At 68.9% G+C, this 16,133-nt stretch carries 14 protein-coding genes; 8 read left to right on the top strand and 6 right to left on the bottom strand.

What is annotated here, in order from left to right; genetic code table 11:
* Positions 1-15: 15 nt before the first annotated feature.
* The 3 genes from Strain318_RS07945 to Strain318_RS07935 are packed head-to-tail and all read right to left on the bottom strand — an operon-like array spanning position 16 to position 3,923.
* Positions 16-1,293: a hypothetical protein gene (locus Strain318_RS07945; RefSeq protein WP_367885173.1), complete on the bottom strand. Its 1,278-nt coding sequence runs from the start codon at positions 1,291-1,293 to the stop codon at positions 16-18.
* A 23-nt stretch (positions 1,294-1,316) separates the two neighbouring features.
* Positions 1,317-2,285, bottom strand: a complete 969-nt coding sequence (locus Strain318_RS07940; protein ID WP_367885172.1) for a ParB N-terminal domain-containing protein — start codon at positions 2,283-2,285, stop codon at positions 1,317-1,319.
* A gap of 57 nt (positions 2,286-2,342) precedes the next feature.
* Positions 2,343-3,923 carry a hybrid sensor histidine kinase/response regulator gene (locus Strain318_RS07935; RefSeq protein WP_367885171.1) on the bottom strand — a complete coding sequence of 527 codons (1,581 nt, stop codon included), beginning with the start codon at positions 3,921-3,923 and terminating at the stop codon, positions 2,343-2,345.
* A gap of 140 nt (positions 3,924-4,063) precedes the next feature.
* Between Strain318_RS07935 and Strain318_RS07930 the strand changes: the two genes are divergently transcribed.
* Both Strain318_RS07930 and Strain318_RS07925 read left to right on the top strand, forming a co-directional pair.
* Positions 4,064-6,181, top strand: a complete 2,118-nt coding sequence (locus tag Strain318_RS07930) for a DUF5916 domain-containing protein (RefSeq protein ID WP_367885170.1) — start codon at positions 4,064-4,066, stop codon at positions 6,179-6,181.
* Complete coding sequence (locus Strain318_RS07925) at positions 6,100-6,552, top strand: DUF5916 domain-containing protein (protein ID WP_367885169.1); 453 nt, start codon at positions 6,100-6,102, stop codon at positions 6,550-6,552. Before Strain318_RS07930 ends, Strain318_RS07925 begins: the two co-directional genes overlap by 82 nt.
* A gap of 75 nt (positions 6,553-6,627) precedes the next feature.
* Here the strand turns inward: Strain318_RS07925 and Strain318_RS07920 are convergent, their stop codons facing one another.
* Positions 6,628-7,878: a RagB/SusD family nutrient uptake outer membrane protein gene (locus tag Strain318_RS07920; protein WP_367885168.1), complete on the bottom strand. Its 1,251-nt coding sequence runs from the start codon at positions 7,876-7,878 to the stop codon at positions 6,628-6,630.
* 7 nt (positions 7,879-7,885) lie between these two features.
* Positions 7,886-10,906 carry a SusC/RagA family TonB-linked outer membrane protein gene (locus Strain318_RS07915; protein ID WP_367887942.1) on the bottom strand — a complete coding sequence of 1,007 codons (3,021 nt, stop codon included), beginning with the start codon at positions 10,904-10,906 and terminating at the stop codon, positions 7,886-7,888.
* Between the two features lie 245 nt (positions 10,907-11,151).
* On the opposite strand from Strain318_RS07915, the gene Strain318_RS07910 reads away from it, so the two are divergent.
* From Strain318_RS07910 to Strain318_RS07890, 5 genes are read left to right on the top strand one after another with little or no spacing between them, the layout of a single operon-like run.
* Positions 11,152-11,565: a cobalamin B12-binding domain-containing protein gene (locus Strain318_RS07910; RefSeq protein ID WP_367885165.1), complete on the top strand. Its 414-nt coding sequence runs from the start codon at positions 11,152-11,154 to the stop codon at positions 11,563-11,565.
* Positions 11,562-13,217 (top strand): acyl-CoA carboxylase subunit beta, encoded by a 1,656-nt coding sequence (locus Strain318_RS07905; protein WP_367885164.1) that lies wholly within the window; start codon positions 11,562-11,564, stop codon positions 13,215-13,217. Before Strain318_RS07910 ends, Strain318_RS07905 begins: the two co-directional genes overlap by 4 nt.
* Entirely contained in the window at positions 13,214-14,266 is a 1,053-nt protein-coding gene (locus Strain318_RS07900; protein WP_367885163.1) for a saccharopine dehydrogenase family protein, read from the top strand. Before Strain318_RS07905 ends, Strain318_RS07900 begins: the two co-directional genes overlap by 4 nt.
* Positions 14,267-14,458 (top strand): hypothetical protein, encoded by a 192-nt coding sequence (locus Strain318_RS07895; RefSeq protein WP_367885162.1) that lies wholly within the window; start codon positions 14,267-14,269, stop codon positions 14,456-14,458.
* Positions 14,455-15,108 carry a hypothetical protein gene (locus Strain318_RS07890; protein WP_367885161.1) on the top strand — a complete coding sequence of 218 codons (654 nt, stop codon included), beginning with the start codon at positions 14,455-14,457 and terminating at the stop codon, positions 15,106-15,108. Before Strain318_RS07895 ends, Strain318_RS07890 begins: the two co-directional genes overlap by 4 nt.
* Before the next feature lie 77 nt (positions 15,109-15,185).
* Here the strand turns inward: Strain318_RS07890 and Strain318_RS07885 are convergent, their stop codons facing one another.
* On the bottom strand, positions 15,186-15,467 hold the full coding sequence (locus Strain318_RS07885) for a hypothetical protein (protein ID WP_367885160.1): 282 nt from the start codon (positions 15,465-15,467) through the stop codon (positions 15,186-15,188).
* A gap of 101 nt (positions 15,468-15,568) precedes the next feature.
* Here Strain318_RS07885 and Strain318_RS07880 point away from each other — a divergent pair, with 101 nt between their 5' ends.
* The gene (locus Strain318_RS07880) at positions 15,569-16,111 is read left to right on the top strand and encodes a DinB family protein (protein ID WP_367885159.1); all 543 of its coding nucleotides are present in this window, start codon (positions 15,569-15,571) and stop codon (positions 16,109-16,111) included.
* Positions 16,112-16,133: the final 22 nt, after the last annotated feature.

Here is a 16,133-nt window from a genome sequence, read left to right as displayed (position 1 = left end):
CGGGCCCGCCGGACGTCAGAAGACTACGGTTGCCGCGATCTCGCTGCAGGTCCGCAAGCGTGGATTGAACGTGATGGCGGACAGCGCGCGATTGGTGGTGAGAAACGCCCCCGCGAGGCCGCTGGGACTGGCGTCCTCGAATCGCGCGGAGTCGAGTTGGTGTACGAGCAGCGCGACGTATGCGCTCTCGGCCGCCGTCCGCGGCAGGGACTGCATGGCAGCTGCCTGCGCGGCAGTCACGGCGTCACCTGGGCCGAAGAGCAAGCGTCCCGCTGTCGCACAGGGACTCAGGCTGAGCAGGGCGAGTGCCTCGAGGCGGTACGCTCGCGTGATGGTGGGGTCCGCGACGGCGCGGATGAGGCCCGCGCGGATGGCGTCGACCGCCGCAGGCTCTTCCGCGCCGGTCGCCACGGACATCGCGCGGGAGGGCCGTCGGGCGCTCGAGTCACGCGCCTGTAGACTGTCCAGCGCAGCGATCACCGCGCCGCTGCGGGGCTGGGGCAGTGTCTCGTGCAGGCCGCGGCGCATTGAGACGGCGTTCATCGCCGTGCGGTGGCCCAGCAAGCCTTCGATGGTGTTGAGGCCTTCGCGGTGGAAGAGCATGCCGACCGCATACAGCCGGCCAATCACGGCGTCGGCGCTGTCGCGCTGGCCCGCGGCGGCGTAGAGCGCGGCGCGCATCGCGACGCCGTCGGACAGGGCGCTGACGCGCGAGATCCGCGGAATCGGCATCTCGAATTGCGCCACCTCCATGCGCAGCGGCTGCGTGAAGCTCGCGGCCGCGAGGTCCGCCGCCGCGGCATGGGCGACTCGGTCGAACACGAACCAGAGCGAGTCATCGGCGACGTTTGCCGCGTAGGCACGCTCCTCCGGCGTCAGGCGCCGCTGGACGGAACGGAAGATACGGCTGCGGTCGAATGCGGCCGTGGGCTTATCGCTCGCGCGGGCGTCCCGGAACAATGTCGGGTCCATGCTCGCCGATTCCCAGAGCATGGGCAGCGGAGCGAGCTCGCGCACGTACGGGCGCTGCTCACCGACGGCGTTGAACGGGAACAGCCGGCGCAGCAGGAGGCCGGCATCCGCCAGCTCTACGGTTGCGTCCGTCGCCGGGAGCCACGCGGCCATCGGCACGCGGCCGTCGGCGTCGAGCAGCGTGCGGTGACGCGCGTCGGGGTTCGGCGATGCCTGCAGGAACCGTCGGTGCATCCGCACGGTCGGGATGGGCGCGACGACGGCGGTGAGCACGGCCGCGACGGCCAGGGCGAGCAGCAGGCGCTTGGCGAGAGTCGGCATGTCGGTCGTACGTGAGGGAACGATCAGTCGTCGGAGGTCGGAGGGCCACCGCTGCGGGCGATCTGGTCCGCCTTGATGTTGCCGGCGTTGAATCGCCGCGCGGCGCCGAGGATCTTGTCGATGGTGCTATCGAAGTCCGGATGCTTGTCCTTCACGAAGCGCAGGTGGTTGATGCGGGCCACCACGAAGGCTTTCAGGTACGGGCTCTCGAGACCCTTCGCCTTGAGCGCCGCGACCGCCTCGTTCACGAATCCGTTGAGCTCGAGCAGCTTCGCGGCGCGCCGCCGCCGTTCCTCGAGTGCGGCCGGGAGCTTGGCCCCGAGGAACTGGTCGCAGCGCCTGAGGATCGGGTGGTACGCGCCGCCGGAGAAGCGCCCGTTCTCCATGTAGCAGAGCCCCAGCGTGATGAGCGGAGCCTCCTCGAAGACATCAGCGTACGACTTCTCCGCGGCGTCGTCCGTGGCGGCCAAAGCATCGGCGAGGCGCGCCACTTCGAGGGCGCGCTCGCGGAGGTTGTGGGCCTTCTCCGTGTTCAGCGCGAGGATGCGGTGCGCCAGCTCGGGCTCGGGCACGACCAACGCCGTGATGGCTTTCGCGCCGAGCTGCCGCATGGCGCCGAGCCGATGATTGCCGTTCGGCGTCCAGTAGCCCCCGTCGGGAGCCGGCACCGCGACGATCGGATCGAGAAAGCGGTCGAGCTTGTCGACCGCATCGGCCAGCTTGGCGACATGTGTGTCCGAGAGGTCTCGTTGGTACGGTGTGGGGGCGACCGCGTCAATCGGTAGCGCCGCCAGCAGCTGCCAGCGGCCACCCAGCGGGTCCCGATAGGTGGCCAACACGTCGCCACCATCATCGGCGATGCGCTCGGCGAGCGCGCTCACGGCGGTTGGTGCCGCCGTCGGGGCGAGTCGTCGGGCGTCGAGGCCCCGCGTCTTGGCGGCGGCGGCCTTCTTGGACTTCTTCGCGGCGCGTTTCTTCTTTGCGGTGGCCATTCGCAGAGATTGCCACGCGCCGGCGCGCTTGGCTAGGGCCGGGGCGGCCGACCGGGCCTAGGCCGCGCTACGTGCCTCGAGGGCTTCGCGGACCTTCGCCGACAGCTCGGCGAGCGTGAACGGCTTGCTCAGCAGCGTCGCGTCGCCGTCGGCGCGTCCGTGCCGCGCGACCAGATCCGCGCTGTAGCCCGACATGAACAGCACCCGAATGTCCGGTCGCTCAGCGCGGACCAGCCGCGCGAGGTCCGGTCCGCTCATGACCGGCATCATCACATCGGTGAGCAGGAGGTCAATCGTCGCCGGATGCGAGGTGAGGAGCTCCAAGGCGGCCGTGGGTCCTTCCGCGGCGAGCACCCGATAGCCCTGCGTCTCCAGGGCCCGGCGCGTGAGCTGCAGCACCGCCGCCTCATCTTCGACGATCAGGACGGTCGTACCCGTCGCCGAGGCGGGCACCCGTGCCGACGCGGTCGGAGCGACGGCGGTCGCCGCGCTTGCCGAGACGGCCGCCGATTCGAGTTCATGACGCGGAAAGTACAGGTCGAACCGTGTGCCGACGCCCGGCATGCTCTCCACGACGATGCTCCCGTGGTGCTGGCGGACGATGCCGTAGACGGTGGACAGGCCGAGTCCCGTACCACGCCCCTGCGGCTTGGTCGTGAAGAAGGGCTCGAAGATGCGGTCGAGCAGTTCGGGCGGCACGCCGCGCCCGCTGTCCGCGCAGGAGAGGAGCACGTACGGGCCCGGGCGGCCGTCCGGCAGGCGACGCGCGGCTGCCTCGTCGAGCTCGACGAGCCGCGTGCTGATCGTCAGGCTGCCCACATCGTCGATCGCGTCGCGCGCGTTGGCGCACAGGTTCGTGAGGATCTGGTCGAGTTGCGCCGGGTCCATCAAGACATGGCAGGACTCGGTCGCGGGGACCCAATCCAGCGTGACGTTCTCCCCGAGCAACGGCCGCAGCATGCGCAGCGTGTCGTGCACCGCCGTGTTGAGGTCGAGGGCGCGGGGCGCGATCGGCTGGCGTCGTGCGTAGGTGAGCAGCTGCCGCGTGAGGCTGGCCGAGTGCTGCGCGGCCCGGTGGATGGCCTGCAACTCGTCGCGCATCGCGTGATCCGCCGGTAGGTCCGCCAGCAGCATCTCGCTGTGTCCGAGGATCACCGCGAGCGTGTTGTTGAAGTCGTGCGCGATGCCGCCGGCGAGTCGGCCCACGGCCTCGAGCTTCTGCGACTCTCGCACCTGTTCCTCGAGCCGCTTGCGCGCGGAGATGTCGCGGGCCGCCGCGTAGGTGGCCGGACGTCCGTCGTGCAGGATACGCGTGGCCTGCACCTCGACTTCGAAGATGCGGCCATCGAGCGCCACGAAGCGCATCTCGACCATCGGGGCGGGGACGCCGGACGTGAGCACGGCCTTGCGACGCGCCAACGCGAGCGCATGGTCGTCGGGATGGATGTGCGCGAGGATCTCCGAGCCAATGAGCTGGGTGGCATCCTCCGCCGCGAACAGCCGGATGGCCGCTGGGTTGACGTAGACGATGCGGCCGTCGGCCACGACATACGCAGCCTCGGGGGAGAACTCCACGAGGTCGCGATACATCTGCGGGTCGTCGGGGTGCAGCGGAGGGGTTGGGCGCGGATCGGCCACGTCGGGGGGCTTGGGGGAAGAACGCAAGATAGGTCATTTGAGTATCGGAGGAATCCCCGGCTACGTGCCGGCTAAACAATCCGGGGCGCCCCCGCGTAAGAGCGACATCCCTGCGGTACTCCGACCCGATCCTTCCCGGAATGCGACTTTCCCTTGCTGGCGTCGCGCTGCTGCTCCCGATCATGGCAGCGGCGCAACCCTCCGATCCCAACAGCGCGCAGGCGCGCGCCGTACGCAGCGACGAGCCGATGCTCATCGACGGCCGCGACACCGAACGCGTCTGGGCCACCGCCCCGGAGACAGACGAGTTCTATCAGTTCACGCCCACGGAGGCGGGGCCGGCGCGATTCCGAACGAGTATCCGTGTCGCCTACGACGACCGCGTGCTCTACGTCTTCGTGAAGGCCTACGATCCGCGACCGGACTCGCTCGTCGCGCTACTCAGCCGCCGCGACATCCGTACACCGTCGGAGTGGATCAAGGTCGTCATCGACGGGTTCCGGGACCGTCGCAGCGCCCTGCAGTTCATGGTGAACCCCGCCGGGGTGAAGCGCGACGCCACCGTCTATGGTGACGTCCAGGAGGACATCGCCTGGGACGGCGTGTGGGACGCCGCGACGAGCATCGACGCGGACGGCTGGAACGCCGAGTTCGCGATTCCGTTCAGCCAACTGCGGTTTACGCCGAAGGATGAGCACGTGTTCGGCTTCGGCGTCTGGCGCGACGTCGCCCGCTATGGCGAGCGCGATGCGTGGCCGGTCTATCGCCCCTCGCGGCAGACCTTTGCCTCGCAGCTGGGCGACCTCGTGGGTATCCGTGACATCGGCCGCAACCGGCGGCTCGAAGTGATGCCCTACGCGGTCAGCAAGAACGTCACCGAGCCCACGCCCAGCGGCTGGCGGAATCCGCAGCAGCAGACCGCGGGCCTCGACCTGAAGGCGGGGCTCACGAACAACATCACGCTCGACGCGACGATCAATCCCGACTTCGGCCAAGTCGAGATGGATCCCGCGGTGCTGAATCTCAGTGCGTTCGAGATCCGCTTCGACGAGCGTCGGCCGTTCTTCCAAGAGGGCGTGAACCTCTTCCGCTGCCAGGGGCCCTGCGAAGGCATCTTCTACACGCGACGCGTGGGCCGCACGCCGCAATTGCGCGCGGCGCCCTCCGATCCGCGCTTCAGTCGCATCCAGGCCGCCGCGAAGATCACCGGCCGTCTCGAGGGCGGTGCGCAGTTCGGCGTGGTCGCCGTCTCCTCGGCCCGCGAGACCGGCAGCCTCGGCCAGACCATCGAGCCCCAGACCACCACGCTGGTGGGACGCTTGGTGCAGGACTTCCGGGGCGGTCGATCGCAGTTCGGCACCATGGTCACCGCACTGGTCCGCGACCTCGACGCCGCGACGGAACCGCTCCTCCGCCGCGAGGCGTACACGCTGCTCTTGCAGGGCTACCATCGCTTTGCCGATCGCTGGGAAGTCAGCGGCTACACCGGACGCTCCACGGCCCGTGGCAGCGCCGATGCCATCGCGCGCACGCAATTGACCAGCGTGCATTACTTCCAGCGGCCGGACCACGAGATGGACTACGACCCCACGCGGCGGTCGATGGACGGCGGGGTGAGTTCGCTCAGCCTGCGTCGGTACGCCGGCCGCGTGCGCTGGGAAACGACCACGCGGTACGCGGCGCCGGGGACCGAGCTGAATGACCTCGGGTTCGTGACGCTGGTCAACGACGTGATGCTGCGGAATCAGATGGTCCTGGCGGCGCTGCGCCCGGGACTCTGGCATCGTCGCGTCATGGCCGTCGCCTCGGCGGAGCAGCATTGGACCACCGGCGGACTGCCGACCGGCTCGCAGGCTCAGCTGCACGGATTCGCCGAGTTCACGAACTTCTGGACCAGCACGATCACGTACACGGCGTCGAATCTCGGCGCCACTCACTGCGTGTCCTGCGCGCGCGGCGGACCGGCCCTGCGGCAGTCGGCGCAACACCGCGTCGCGGTCACGTTTGACGGCGACGCCCGCCGGGCGCTGCAACCCTCGGCGTCCGTGGCCTTCGCGCGCGCGGATGAGGGACGCAGCTGGTCACGTGCGGCAGAAGTCGGCGTCGTCGCGCGCGCCGGCTCGCGCACGTCGTTCGAGCTCGGGGCGGGGTACGAAGGGCGCGTCCTCGATGCGCAGTGGGTGCAGACTTCGGCAGCGCGTTCAGCGATACCACGCACTACACCTTTGCGCGCCTCGACCAGGACCTCGTGCAGTTGACGGCGCGTGCGAATGTGACGCTGAGCCCGACGCTCTCGCTGCAGCTCTACGCCCAGCCGTTCATCGCGGTGGGCGACTTTACGGATTGGCGTGAGATCGCCGATCCGTACGCCCGCGCGTACGATGCGCGCTATGCGCCCTACGGCGGCGGGGCGGACCCGGGCGGGTTCAACAGCAAGCAGTTCAACTCCAATGTCGTGTTCCGCTGGGAGTATCGCCCCGGTTCGGTGCTCTTCGTGGTGTGGCAGCAAGGTCGGGCCGACGCGCGGAATCCGGGGACCTTCGACATGGGCCGTGACGTGCGCTCGCTTTTCGGCACGCACCCCGACAACACGGTGCTCCTCAAGCTGAGCTACTGGTTCAATCCGTAGGCGCGGAGCAGGGAAAGACCAACGGGGGGCTGGCGCGAGTGCCAGCCCCCCGTTGTGCCTGCGGTGAACCGCCCCTTACGGGGTGAAGTTCGGGTTGTTGTCGGTCTCCGCCAGCGGCAGCGGATAGCAGGTCTGGTTGCCGACCGGCGAGAAGCCCGGCTTGAAGTACGTCGAGCCCGGGACCGGCACGTCCGTCACGGCCGCCGGCACGCGGCGCCAGTCGCCGAAGCGCTGGCCTTCGAGGTAGAAGTCGAGGTGCTTCTGGCGCATGAACTCCCGCAGCACCGACGCGTTGTCGACCGCGCCGGCATACGGCGTGAGCCCCGCCGCCGCGCGGCGGGTGTTGATCAGCGCGAGCTGCGCAGCGTTGCCGTTGATCTCGGCGGCGATGTAGTCCGCCTCGAGCTTGGACGCCACGCGGATCGGGCTGGTGTAGGCCGGGTACTTACGCTGGATGACGAAGGGGCCCGAGTTCGGGTCCTGCGCCGCCAACGAGTGCTGGCCGGGGAGCTGGTACGGCACGCGCGGGTCATTCACCTGGAACGCCGGCGCCACCGTGATCGAACCGCGGTCGAACGTGAACTGCCACATGCGGTTCGAGAGGCGCGTCCGGTTGCCCGGATCGTCGAGGTGCGTGAACGAGAACGTGAAGCCCGCCGGCACCGACGTGGCATCGGCGAGAGCGTCGGCGTTCAGGCCGCGCTGGAGACGGGCACGGGCCCGGCCCACGCGCGAGATGTTCGCCAGCTGGACCGCCGCCGCGCTGCCGTTGGCGGTGCCCTTCGTGATCGCGACGCCGAAGTTGGCGATCGCCGAATCCAACATCGTGTTGGTGTCGAGCGACGGACCACCGCGCGTCGTGCCCTCACAGAACTGCTCGGCCATCAGCAGGAAGCCGTAGCCCAGCCAGGTGTGGGCCCGGACATAGTTGATGTTCGTGTCCGGGTTCGGCAGCGCGAGCTCGGCGACGAGCGCGTTCCCCGAAATCGACTGCGACAGCGGGAACCACACGTCGGCGTTGAGCGAGCCGTTCGCCGCGACGACTTCGCGGCGGCCGAACTCGTTACGTGTGGGGAACGTCTCCGCCACCAGCGTTTCGCCCTGGAACCAGCTGCCGTACATGATCAGCCAGCCGAGGGCCGACTGGTACGACTGCTGGGCGGAGTTGGCCAACGTGGTCGCGTCCTGCACCGGGTCGATTTCGTCCCGGTTGATGACGTTCGGGTTGCTGACCGTAAGGAAGTCAGCGCACGCCACGGCCGTCGAGAGAAGCAGGGCTCCTCCGAAGGCCGTCGCGGCTCGGGACAACTTGGGAATCAGTCGCATTCGTCCCTCAGAAGGTGATGTTGAGCCGCAGCACGGTCGTGCGCGGATTCGGAAGAGTCAGGAAGTCGGTGCGGTTGAACTGCGCGCCGGCGGCCGAGATTACTTCAGGATCGGGGCCCGTGAAATCCTTGTCCTTCCAGAGTGCGACGTTCTGTACCGCGAATCCGAGCGACGCGGTCGCAACGCCGGGCATGCGCGTCGCGTACTTGGCCGGGATGTCCCACGTTACACCGAGCTCACGAAAGCGGACGAAGTCACCTGGTTGCAGGTAATAATCCCGTACTTCGTTCACCGTGGTGCTGGCCCCGTTCTCCTGACGGAACGCCGGCTGGCCCGGCGTCGGATTGCCGTAGCGCTTCAGGCGCTCGCGACGCGACAGGACCGTGGTGTCCAGACGCGCGTTGCTGCGCACCAGCTGCGTCTCGCGGAAGAAGTCGGTGTTGTTGTACACAAGGTAGTCTTGCTTGGTGTCGAACTGTGCCGAGATGCGCAGCTGACGGAAGAGCGTGAACGTCGAGGTCAGCGTGCCCTCGAAGCCCGGGAACTGCGAGCCGACCACCTCGAAGGTGTCGGCGACGGTCACGACGCCGGTCGCCTCGTCGATGTTGCGGATGCGCTTCGACACGAACGCACCGAGCGGGTAGCCTTCGGTGAAGCGGTTGAGCGTGTTGAAGGCGGGAACATCGCCGAGGTCCACGAGCTCGTTGTAGAGCGTGTTGAAACCACCGCGGACGTCCCAGGTGAAGGTCGGGCTGTCATACAGCGTGGCGTTGACCGCGACTTCAATGCCGCGGTTGACGACCTCGCCGATGTTGACCTGCGGGTCCTGCGTGAAGCCGAGCGACGGCGGCAGCGGCCGCGACAGGATCAGGTCGTTCGTCGTCTTGTTGAAGTACGTGAACTCGAGGCCGAGGCGTTCGTTGAAGAAGCCGGCGTCGAAGCCGATTTCGAGTTCCTTGCCCGTTTCGGGCTTGAGGTTCGGGTTACCCGGGTTGGCCGGGACCGCGCCGGCCTCGCTCGACGTGCCGATGATGCTCGGCGCCGCGGCGAGGGTCGTCAGGGCCGCACCCGCACCCGGGGCACGACCGGTGGTGCCGTACGCCGCGCGGAGGCGCAGCGAGCTGGCGATGTTGCTCATCGGCTGGAAGAAGTCTTCTTCCGAGATGACCCACGAACCGCGGATCGTCGGGAGCACGGCCGGATCCACGTCCGAGCCGAACACCGAGAACTCATCGACGCGCGTCGCGAGCGTGAGGAAGCGACGGTTCAGGTGGCCGAGCTGGACTTGGCCGATCCAGCCGCGCTGACGCACATCCGTGAGCGAGCCAACGCCCGACGTTTGCGAGGCGGACGAGATCACGTTGTTGGAGTTCGTCACGAAGCCCGTGCCGGTAGACCCGAGGAAGTTCGTTCGGGTCGAGATCAGCTGCAGGCCCGCCGTCGTGTTCAGCTCCCAGTCGCCGCCGCCGAAGGTGTTGCGGGCGTTGGCGTTGTAGTCAACGGTGTAGCGCTCGCTGTTCGTGCGGTTCTGCGTGTTCGAGCCGGTGTTGAGCAGGCCGGCATAGGCCTGCCGCCCGTTGCGCGGGAAGTAGTTCGTGTACTCGTCGACGACAAGGTCGCCGCCCAGCGTCAGCTTGTGCGTGAACCAGGGCATCGGGACGAAGGTCACCGTCGCGCCGGCCGTCGTGCCGCGCGTGACGAGCCGCGTCTCGATGGCCGCGATTTCCTCAGGCCCGCGGTTGAAGCCGAACCAGCCGTCGTTGCCCGAGCCGTCATCCGTACGGGACAGCGGGGTGCCGAGGAAGGCGCCACCGAGGTACCCATAGATGTTGTTGTCATTCTGCGGGGCGTCGAGCTCCGACTGCTGGATGCCGATCGACGCGTTGACCGTCACCTTGCTGTTCGGCACGAAGTTGAAGTTCGTGCGGATGCCCTGGCGGCCGAAGGCGTTGTTCGGCAGCGTGCCCTGCTGGCGGTCGTTGTTCACGGCGAAGTAGTAGCCGTAACCCTGGCCACCGCCGTTGATCGAGTACGACATGTTGGTCAGCGAACCCACGCGGAACACGTCCTCGCGCACCAGCGGGTTATCCGACACCAGCGTGTTCAGCGCCTGGCCGCGGCACAGCGGGTTGAGGCTGGACGCCACGGTGTCGACGGCGCGGCAGCGGGCGTAGTTGTCGGGCGGCGTCCAGTTCTGGTCCACCGAGCCCGACTCCAGCGAGAGGCGCTGCTGGAAGCGCGGCGTGCCGGAGCGGCCGGCCTTGGTGATGATCTGGATCACGCCGGCCGAGGCGTCGGCGCCGTACAGCGTCGCGGCGGCCGGGCCCTTCACGACTTCGATGCTCTCGATGTCGTCCGGATTGATGTTGTTGAGACGGTCGGCCGACTGGCCGCCGACGCCGAGGCCGGGCTGGCCTTCGACGATACGCACGCCGTCAATGAAGATCAGCGGCTGGTTCGACAGGTTGATCGACGCCGCGCCGCGGATGTTGATGCGGCGCGAAGTGCCCGCCGTGCCGGAGGCCGAGTTCACGGACACCGACGGTACGCGCGACTGCAGCAGCTGGCTGAAGGACTGCGCCGGCGACTGCGCCGCGAGCTCCTCGGCGTTCACCGTCGCGACCGCCGCACCCTGCGCGCGACGCTCGGTGTTGCCGACCGCGCCCGTCACGACCACTTCGGAGAGCTGGACGCGCGTCTGCGCCATCGCGAGGTTCAGCGTGGCCGGCTGCGCGGACGACACCGTGACGGTGTCGGAGACCGACGAATACCCGATCTTGTAGACCGTGACCTGCGCGCGCCCGATGGGCGCCGTGTTGATGCGGTACTCACCGTTCGCGTTGGTGAACACCGCGATCGCCGTGCCGACGACGATGACACGTGCATCGCCGACAGGGTCCTGGGTACCGCGCACCGTGACGCGACCCGTGATGACGCCCGTGGCTTGCTGCGCCGCGAGCGAGGGACCGACGAGCAACGTCGCCAACATGGCAACGCCCCGAACGGCCCGGAAGAGACTACCAGGCATGTGATGCCCTCCGCAGATGGTGGGATGGCCGAAGGTCGGCCCCTGCAGTCCAGCAGTTCCTGCTGCGGGTATCGTATCCCGCGCAGTCACTCACAACAACCCCACCTGTGACCGTCCCGTCACATCCCCGTGACCGCTGGGCCCGCGCAGCCCACCCGTTCGGATGGGACTCGGTCCAGCCTTCGCGGTCAAACGGGACGGTGCGTCGCGTTGAATCGCGCTCTGGCGCGGGGTACTATTCCCCCATGTCCCGCCCTATCCGCGTACTCGTCGCCAAGCCCGGTCTCGATGGTCATGACCGCGGCGCCAAGGTCGTCGCCGCCGCGCTGCGCGACGCCGGCATGGAAGTCATCTATACCGGCCTGCACCAGACGCCGGAGATGATCGCGTCGGCCGCCATCCAGGAAGACGTCGACGTGGTCGGTCTCAGCATCCTCTCCGGTGCCCACATGACGCTGTTCCCCCGGGTGCAGCAGCTCCTGCGCGAGCAGGGGCGAGACGACGTCCTCCTCACGGGTGGCGGGATCATTCCCAAGGAAGACATGGCGGCGCTGGAAACGCAGGGCGTCGGCAAGTTGTTCGGTCCCGGGACGTCGACGGCGGACCTCGTCGAGTACATCAAGACCTGGTTCGCCGAACGACAGTCGCAGGAAGCGTGACCGCCGCCCGACCGGCCGCCCGCGGCGCGGCCTCCTCCCATAGCCGGCTGCGTGAGCTGGCCGATGCCTGCCGCGACCTCGAATCCACGCTGCGCCTCGGCGGCGGCCCCGACCGCATCGCGAAGCAGCACGCGCAGGGCAAGCTGACGGCACGCGAACGCGTCGCGGCGCTCAAGGACCTCGGCTCGGCGTTCCTCGAGTTCGGCCTGCTCGTCGCGCATGATCGCTACGACGGCGAGGCGCCGGCCGCTGGCGTCGTCACCGGCATCATCCAGGTGCACGGCCGCGAGTGCGTGGTCGTCGCCAATGATGCGACCGTCAAGGCCGGCTCGTGGTGGCCGGAGACGATCCCCAAGGTGCTGCGCGCGCAGGAATGCGCCATGCGCTGCCGCATCCCGATCATCTACCTCGTCGACTCGGCGGGCGTGAACTTGCCCTACCAGGGCGGCGTCTTTCCGGGGCAGTACGGGGCGGCGCGCATCTTCTATTACAACTCGTTGATGCGGCGCTACCTCCGCATCCCGCAGATCGCGGCCGTCATGGGCCAGTGCGTGGCGGGTGGCGCGTACCTGCCCGCGCTCAGCGATGTCATCCTCATGGTGAAGGGCAGCTCCTTCATGGGCCTCGGCGGCCCGAATCTCGTGAAGGGCGCCACGGGCCAGAGCGTGGACGGCGAGACGCTCGGCGGCGCCACGATGCACACGACGGTGAGTGGCGTCGCGCACTATGCCGCCGAGAACGACGAAGAGTGCCTGCGCATGGTGCGCGACCAAGTGGCGCGCCTCGCGCCGCCGCCGCGCGTGGCTCCGCACGACCCCACCGCGCAGCCGGCGGTCGAGTCCACTGCGCTCTATGAGATCCTGCCGAGCGACCACCGCATGTCCTATGACGTGCACGAGCTGCTCAAGGCGCTGCTCGACGACGGGACGCTCGACGAGTTCCAGCCGCAGCTCGCCCGCGAGATGCTCTGCGGCGACGCGCGCATCGAAGGCATTCCGGTCGGCGTCATCGCCAACGCCCGCGGCCTCATCAAGGGGCGGGAGGGCGAGAAGCCGCGCTTCGGCGGCATCATCTACGCCGAGAGCGCCGAGAAGGTCGCGTTCTTCATCGACCGCTGCGATCGCCAGGGGATCCCCCTGCTGTTCATCCAGGACGTCTCCGGGTTCATGGTCGGTAAGGAAGCCGAGCACGAGGGGATCATCCGCGCAGGCGCGCGCTGGGTCGAGGCGATGGCCACGGCGACCGTGCCGAAGGTGGTGCTCACGGTGAACCACGCGAGCGGCGCCGGCTACTACGCGATGGCGGGGCAGGGCTTCGACCCCGACTTCATCCTGAGCTGGCCCACCGGTCGCATGGCGGTGATGGAAGGCGAGTCGGCCGTTGCCGCGGTGCATGGCCCGGCGCTGGAGGCCGCCAAGAAGTCCGGCACGGATCCGTCTCCCGCGGTGCAGGCGGCGATCGCCGAGATGCGCGAGGACTACGAGCATCAGTTGGATGCCCGGTACGCCGGGGCGCGCGGGTATATCGACGCGATCGTCTACCCCGAGGAAACCCGCGCGACGCTCGCCATGGCGTTGCGTGCCGCCTGGCAGAACCCCGGACCGCATCTCGGGCCCTTCGTGATTCCGCCCTTTGTCGGCGCGGCTCGGTGAGCGCGTTCGTCGTCTACGGTGCGACTGGCTATACGGGGCGATTGATCGTCGAGGAGGCGGTCCGGTTGGGACTGCGCCCAGTGCTGTCCGGGCGGAACCCAGAGGCGGTGCGAAGCTTGGCCGCGCCCTTCGGCCTGGAGGCTCGACCGGCCTCGCTCGACGACCCGCGTGCGCTCGATGCGGCACTGGCCGGAGCGCATGCCGTCCTGCATTGCGCGGGGCCGTTCCATCGGATGGCGCAGCCGATGCTCGAAGCCTGCCTGCGCAACCGCGTCCACTACCTCGACATCACGGGCGAGATTGCGGTCTTCGAGCGCATGGCCGCCAGCGATGTGGCCGCCAAGGCGGCGGGCATCACGCTGCTCCCGGGCGTGGGCTTCGACGTGGTGCCCAGCGACTGCCTTGCCGCGCATCTGCACGCGCGCATGCCGGACGCGATTGCGCTCGAACTGGCGTTCACCGGCGGGACGGGCCTCTCACGCGGCACCGCCACGACCATGGTGGAAGGCATCGCGCAGGGCGGGGCGATCCGCCGCGACTGCCACATCGTGCGCGTGCCGAGCGCCTATGCGACGCGCGACATCGATTTCGGCGATCGCCGCCGCCATTGCGTGACCATCCCCTGGGGCGACGTCTCCACCGCGTTCCATTCGACGCGCATCCCCGACATCCGCGTCTATACGGCGGTGCCCCCGCAGACCGTGCGCCTGATGCGGCTCACGCGGCCGATTCTCCCGCTGCTGGGCACGGCCCCGGTGCAGCGCTTCCTGAAGGCGCGGATCGCGGCACGCACGCCGGGGCCGAGCGCCGAGCGCCGGGCGGGTGCGCGCAGCCGACTCTGGGGCGAGGTTCGTGACGCCGAGGGGCGGGTCATGCAGTCGCGTCTCGTGGCCCCCGATGGGTACTCGCTTACGGCCATGACGGCGGTCGCCGCGGCGCAGCGCGTGGCGGCTGGCGGCGTGCCGGTGGGCTTCCAAACGCCTTCGTCCGCGTTTGGTAAGGACTTCATTCTCTCGTTCCCTGACACGCAGCGCGAGGATATCGTCTAGATGCCGGTGCACACGGCCAAGGTCGTCCTCGCCCTCGCCGGCGTCGTGGTGTTCCTGAGCGGAACCCGCTTCGGGCTTCCGTGGTTGAGATGGGCAGGCATCGCGCTCGTCGCGATCGCTTGGTTGCTGCGGTTCTATCGGCCCTCGGGCCCGCGTCGGTCCGTCACTACCCCCTCGGAGGTCTCCCAATGATCGCTCGTCTCGCACTCACCGCACTGCTCGTCGGCAGCGCGTCCACGCTCGCCGCCCAGGGCAACGACCCGGATCGGCAGGTCTCGCAGGGCCGCGCGCAGGCGCCGGCCGGCTGGAACCTGCGTTTCGACCGGGCCAACGCCGATCGCAACGCCATTCGCTTCGAGACCATGGGCGCCGGCATGCATGTGACGGGCGGCCCGGCCGCCGTGTACTGGAACGCGACGAACACGGTGCAGGGCGCCTACACCGTCGAGGCATCCTTCACGCAGGTGAAGGCGCCGCAGCACGCCGAGGCCTACGGCCTCATCTGGGGCGGCCGGAACCTGAACGAGGCGAACCAGGACTACCTGTACTTCGTGATCCGGAAGGACGGGAAGTATCTCGTGAAGCACCGCGCCGGCGCCGAGACCCATAACATCGTCGAGTGGACCGAACATCCGGCCATCGTGAAGGAAGGCGCCGACGGCAAGCAGGCCAACACGCTGCGGGTGGAAGTCACGGCGACGGCGTCGCGTCTGTTCGCCAACGGCCAGCTCATCCGCGAGCTGCCGCGCCAGGGGATGGCCGCAAACACGGACGGCATCGCCGGCCTTCGCGTGAATCACAACCTCGATCTGCACATCGAAGGCTTCGCCGTCCGGCGCTAAGCGCGGCGGCAACGCAAAACGGCGGCGCGCCTCGGAGTCGAGGCGCGCCGCCGTTTCGTTGTGCCAATCGCGTCGGGTCAGCCGCGGAGGCGATATCCGTGCTTGATGTCCGAGGCGCCGGCCCGCGTCCCGAGGCCAACGGCGATGCCGAAGGCGATGGCGGTGCCGCCCGACACCAGCGGCAGCAGCCAGGCGACCGGCCAGGCGACGAGCGCGGCCCCGACGCCCGCGACCACGGCGGCGCCGCTCGAGAGGGCACCATCGACGTATCGCAGCCGATCGCGCACGAAGCGCCGGGCCGTCCCGTAGCCGAACCAGACCGCCCCGAGCGAAATGACCACCGAGAGTATTCCGAGCATTGTCGCCTCCTTGTTTCCCTATACGCCGGGGGCCGCCCAGCGGTTTCGCGCCCTCGAGCGCGGCCCTTGTTCCATCGACGCGACGAGTCAAGATTCCCCGCATGCTGCGTGGCGACAAGCGGGTCGAAGTGTTGGAGGCCGAGCTCACCCGGGTGCGGCGTGCCTTTGAGGCGGCGCTCGACGCCGTGCCCGAGGCGAAGCGGCAGCTCGCGCCGCCCGGCCGCTGGTCCGCCGCGCAAATCGTGTGGCATCTCGCCAAGGTCGAGCGCTCCGTCGCGCGGCTGATCGAGCGCAAGAACGCCGAGATCGGTCCCATGGCGACGGTCCCGCCCGGCCCATCGTCGCACGCCGTGCTCAAGGTGCTGGACCACGTTCCGTTCCTCGACCGCTCGCGGCGCCTCGAGGCGCCCGAGGGCATCCGTCCGCCGGAGCAGGTGGACCTTGTCGCCGAGCGCGGGCGCTTGGCCGACGGCCGCGTGCAGCTCCTCGCGGCGGCCTACGAGTCCGGGCCACGGCTCTCGCTGATCCAGCACCCGCACGTGTACTTCGGGGACTTCAATGGCTGGCAGTGGCTGCTGATGGTCGCGCGGCACGAGGAGCGTCACCTCCTCCAGCTGCAGGAAACGGTCGCCGCCCTCGGCTGACCGGCGCCAGGGGCGGTTAGAT

Origin of the sequence: Pseudogemmatithrix spongiicola, assembly GCF_030623445.1 — a bacterium.
Classification (GTDB): Bacteria; Gemmatimonadota; Gemmatimonadetes; order Gemmatimonadales; family Gemmatimonadaceae; genus Pseudogemmatithrix; species Pseudogemmatithrix spongiicola.
The sequence above is the reverse complement of the archived record's forward strand: the minus strand, read 5'-3'. Positions and strand labels throughout refer to the sequence as shown.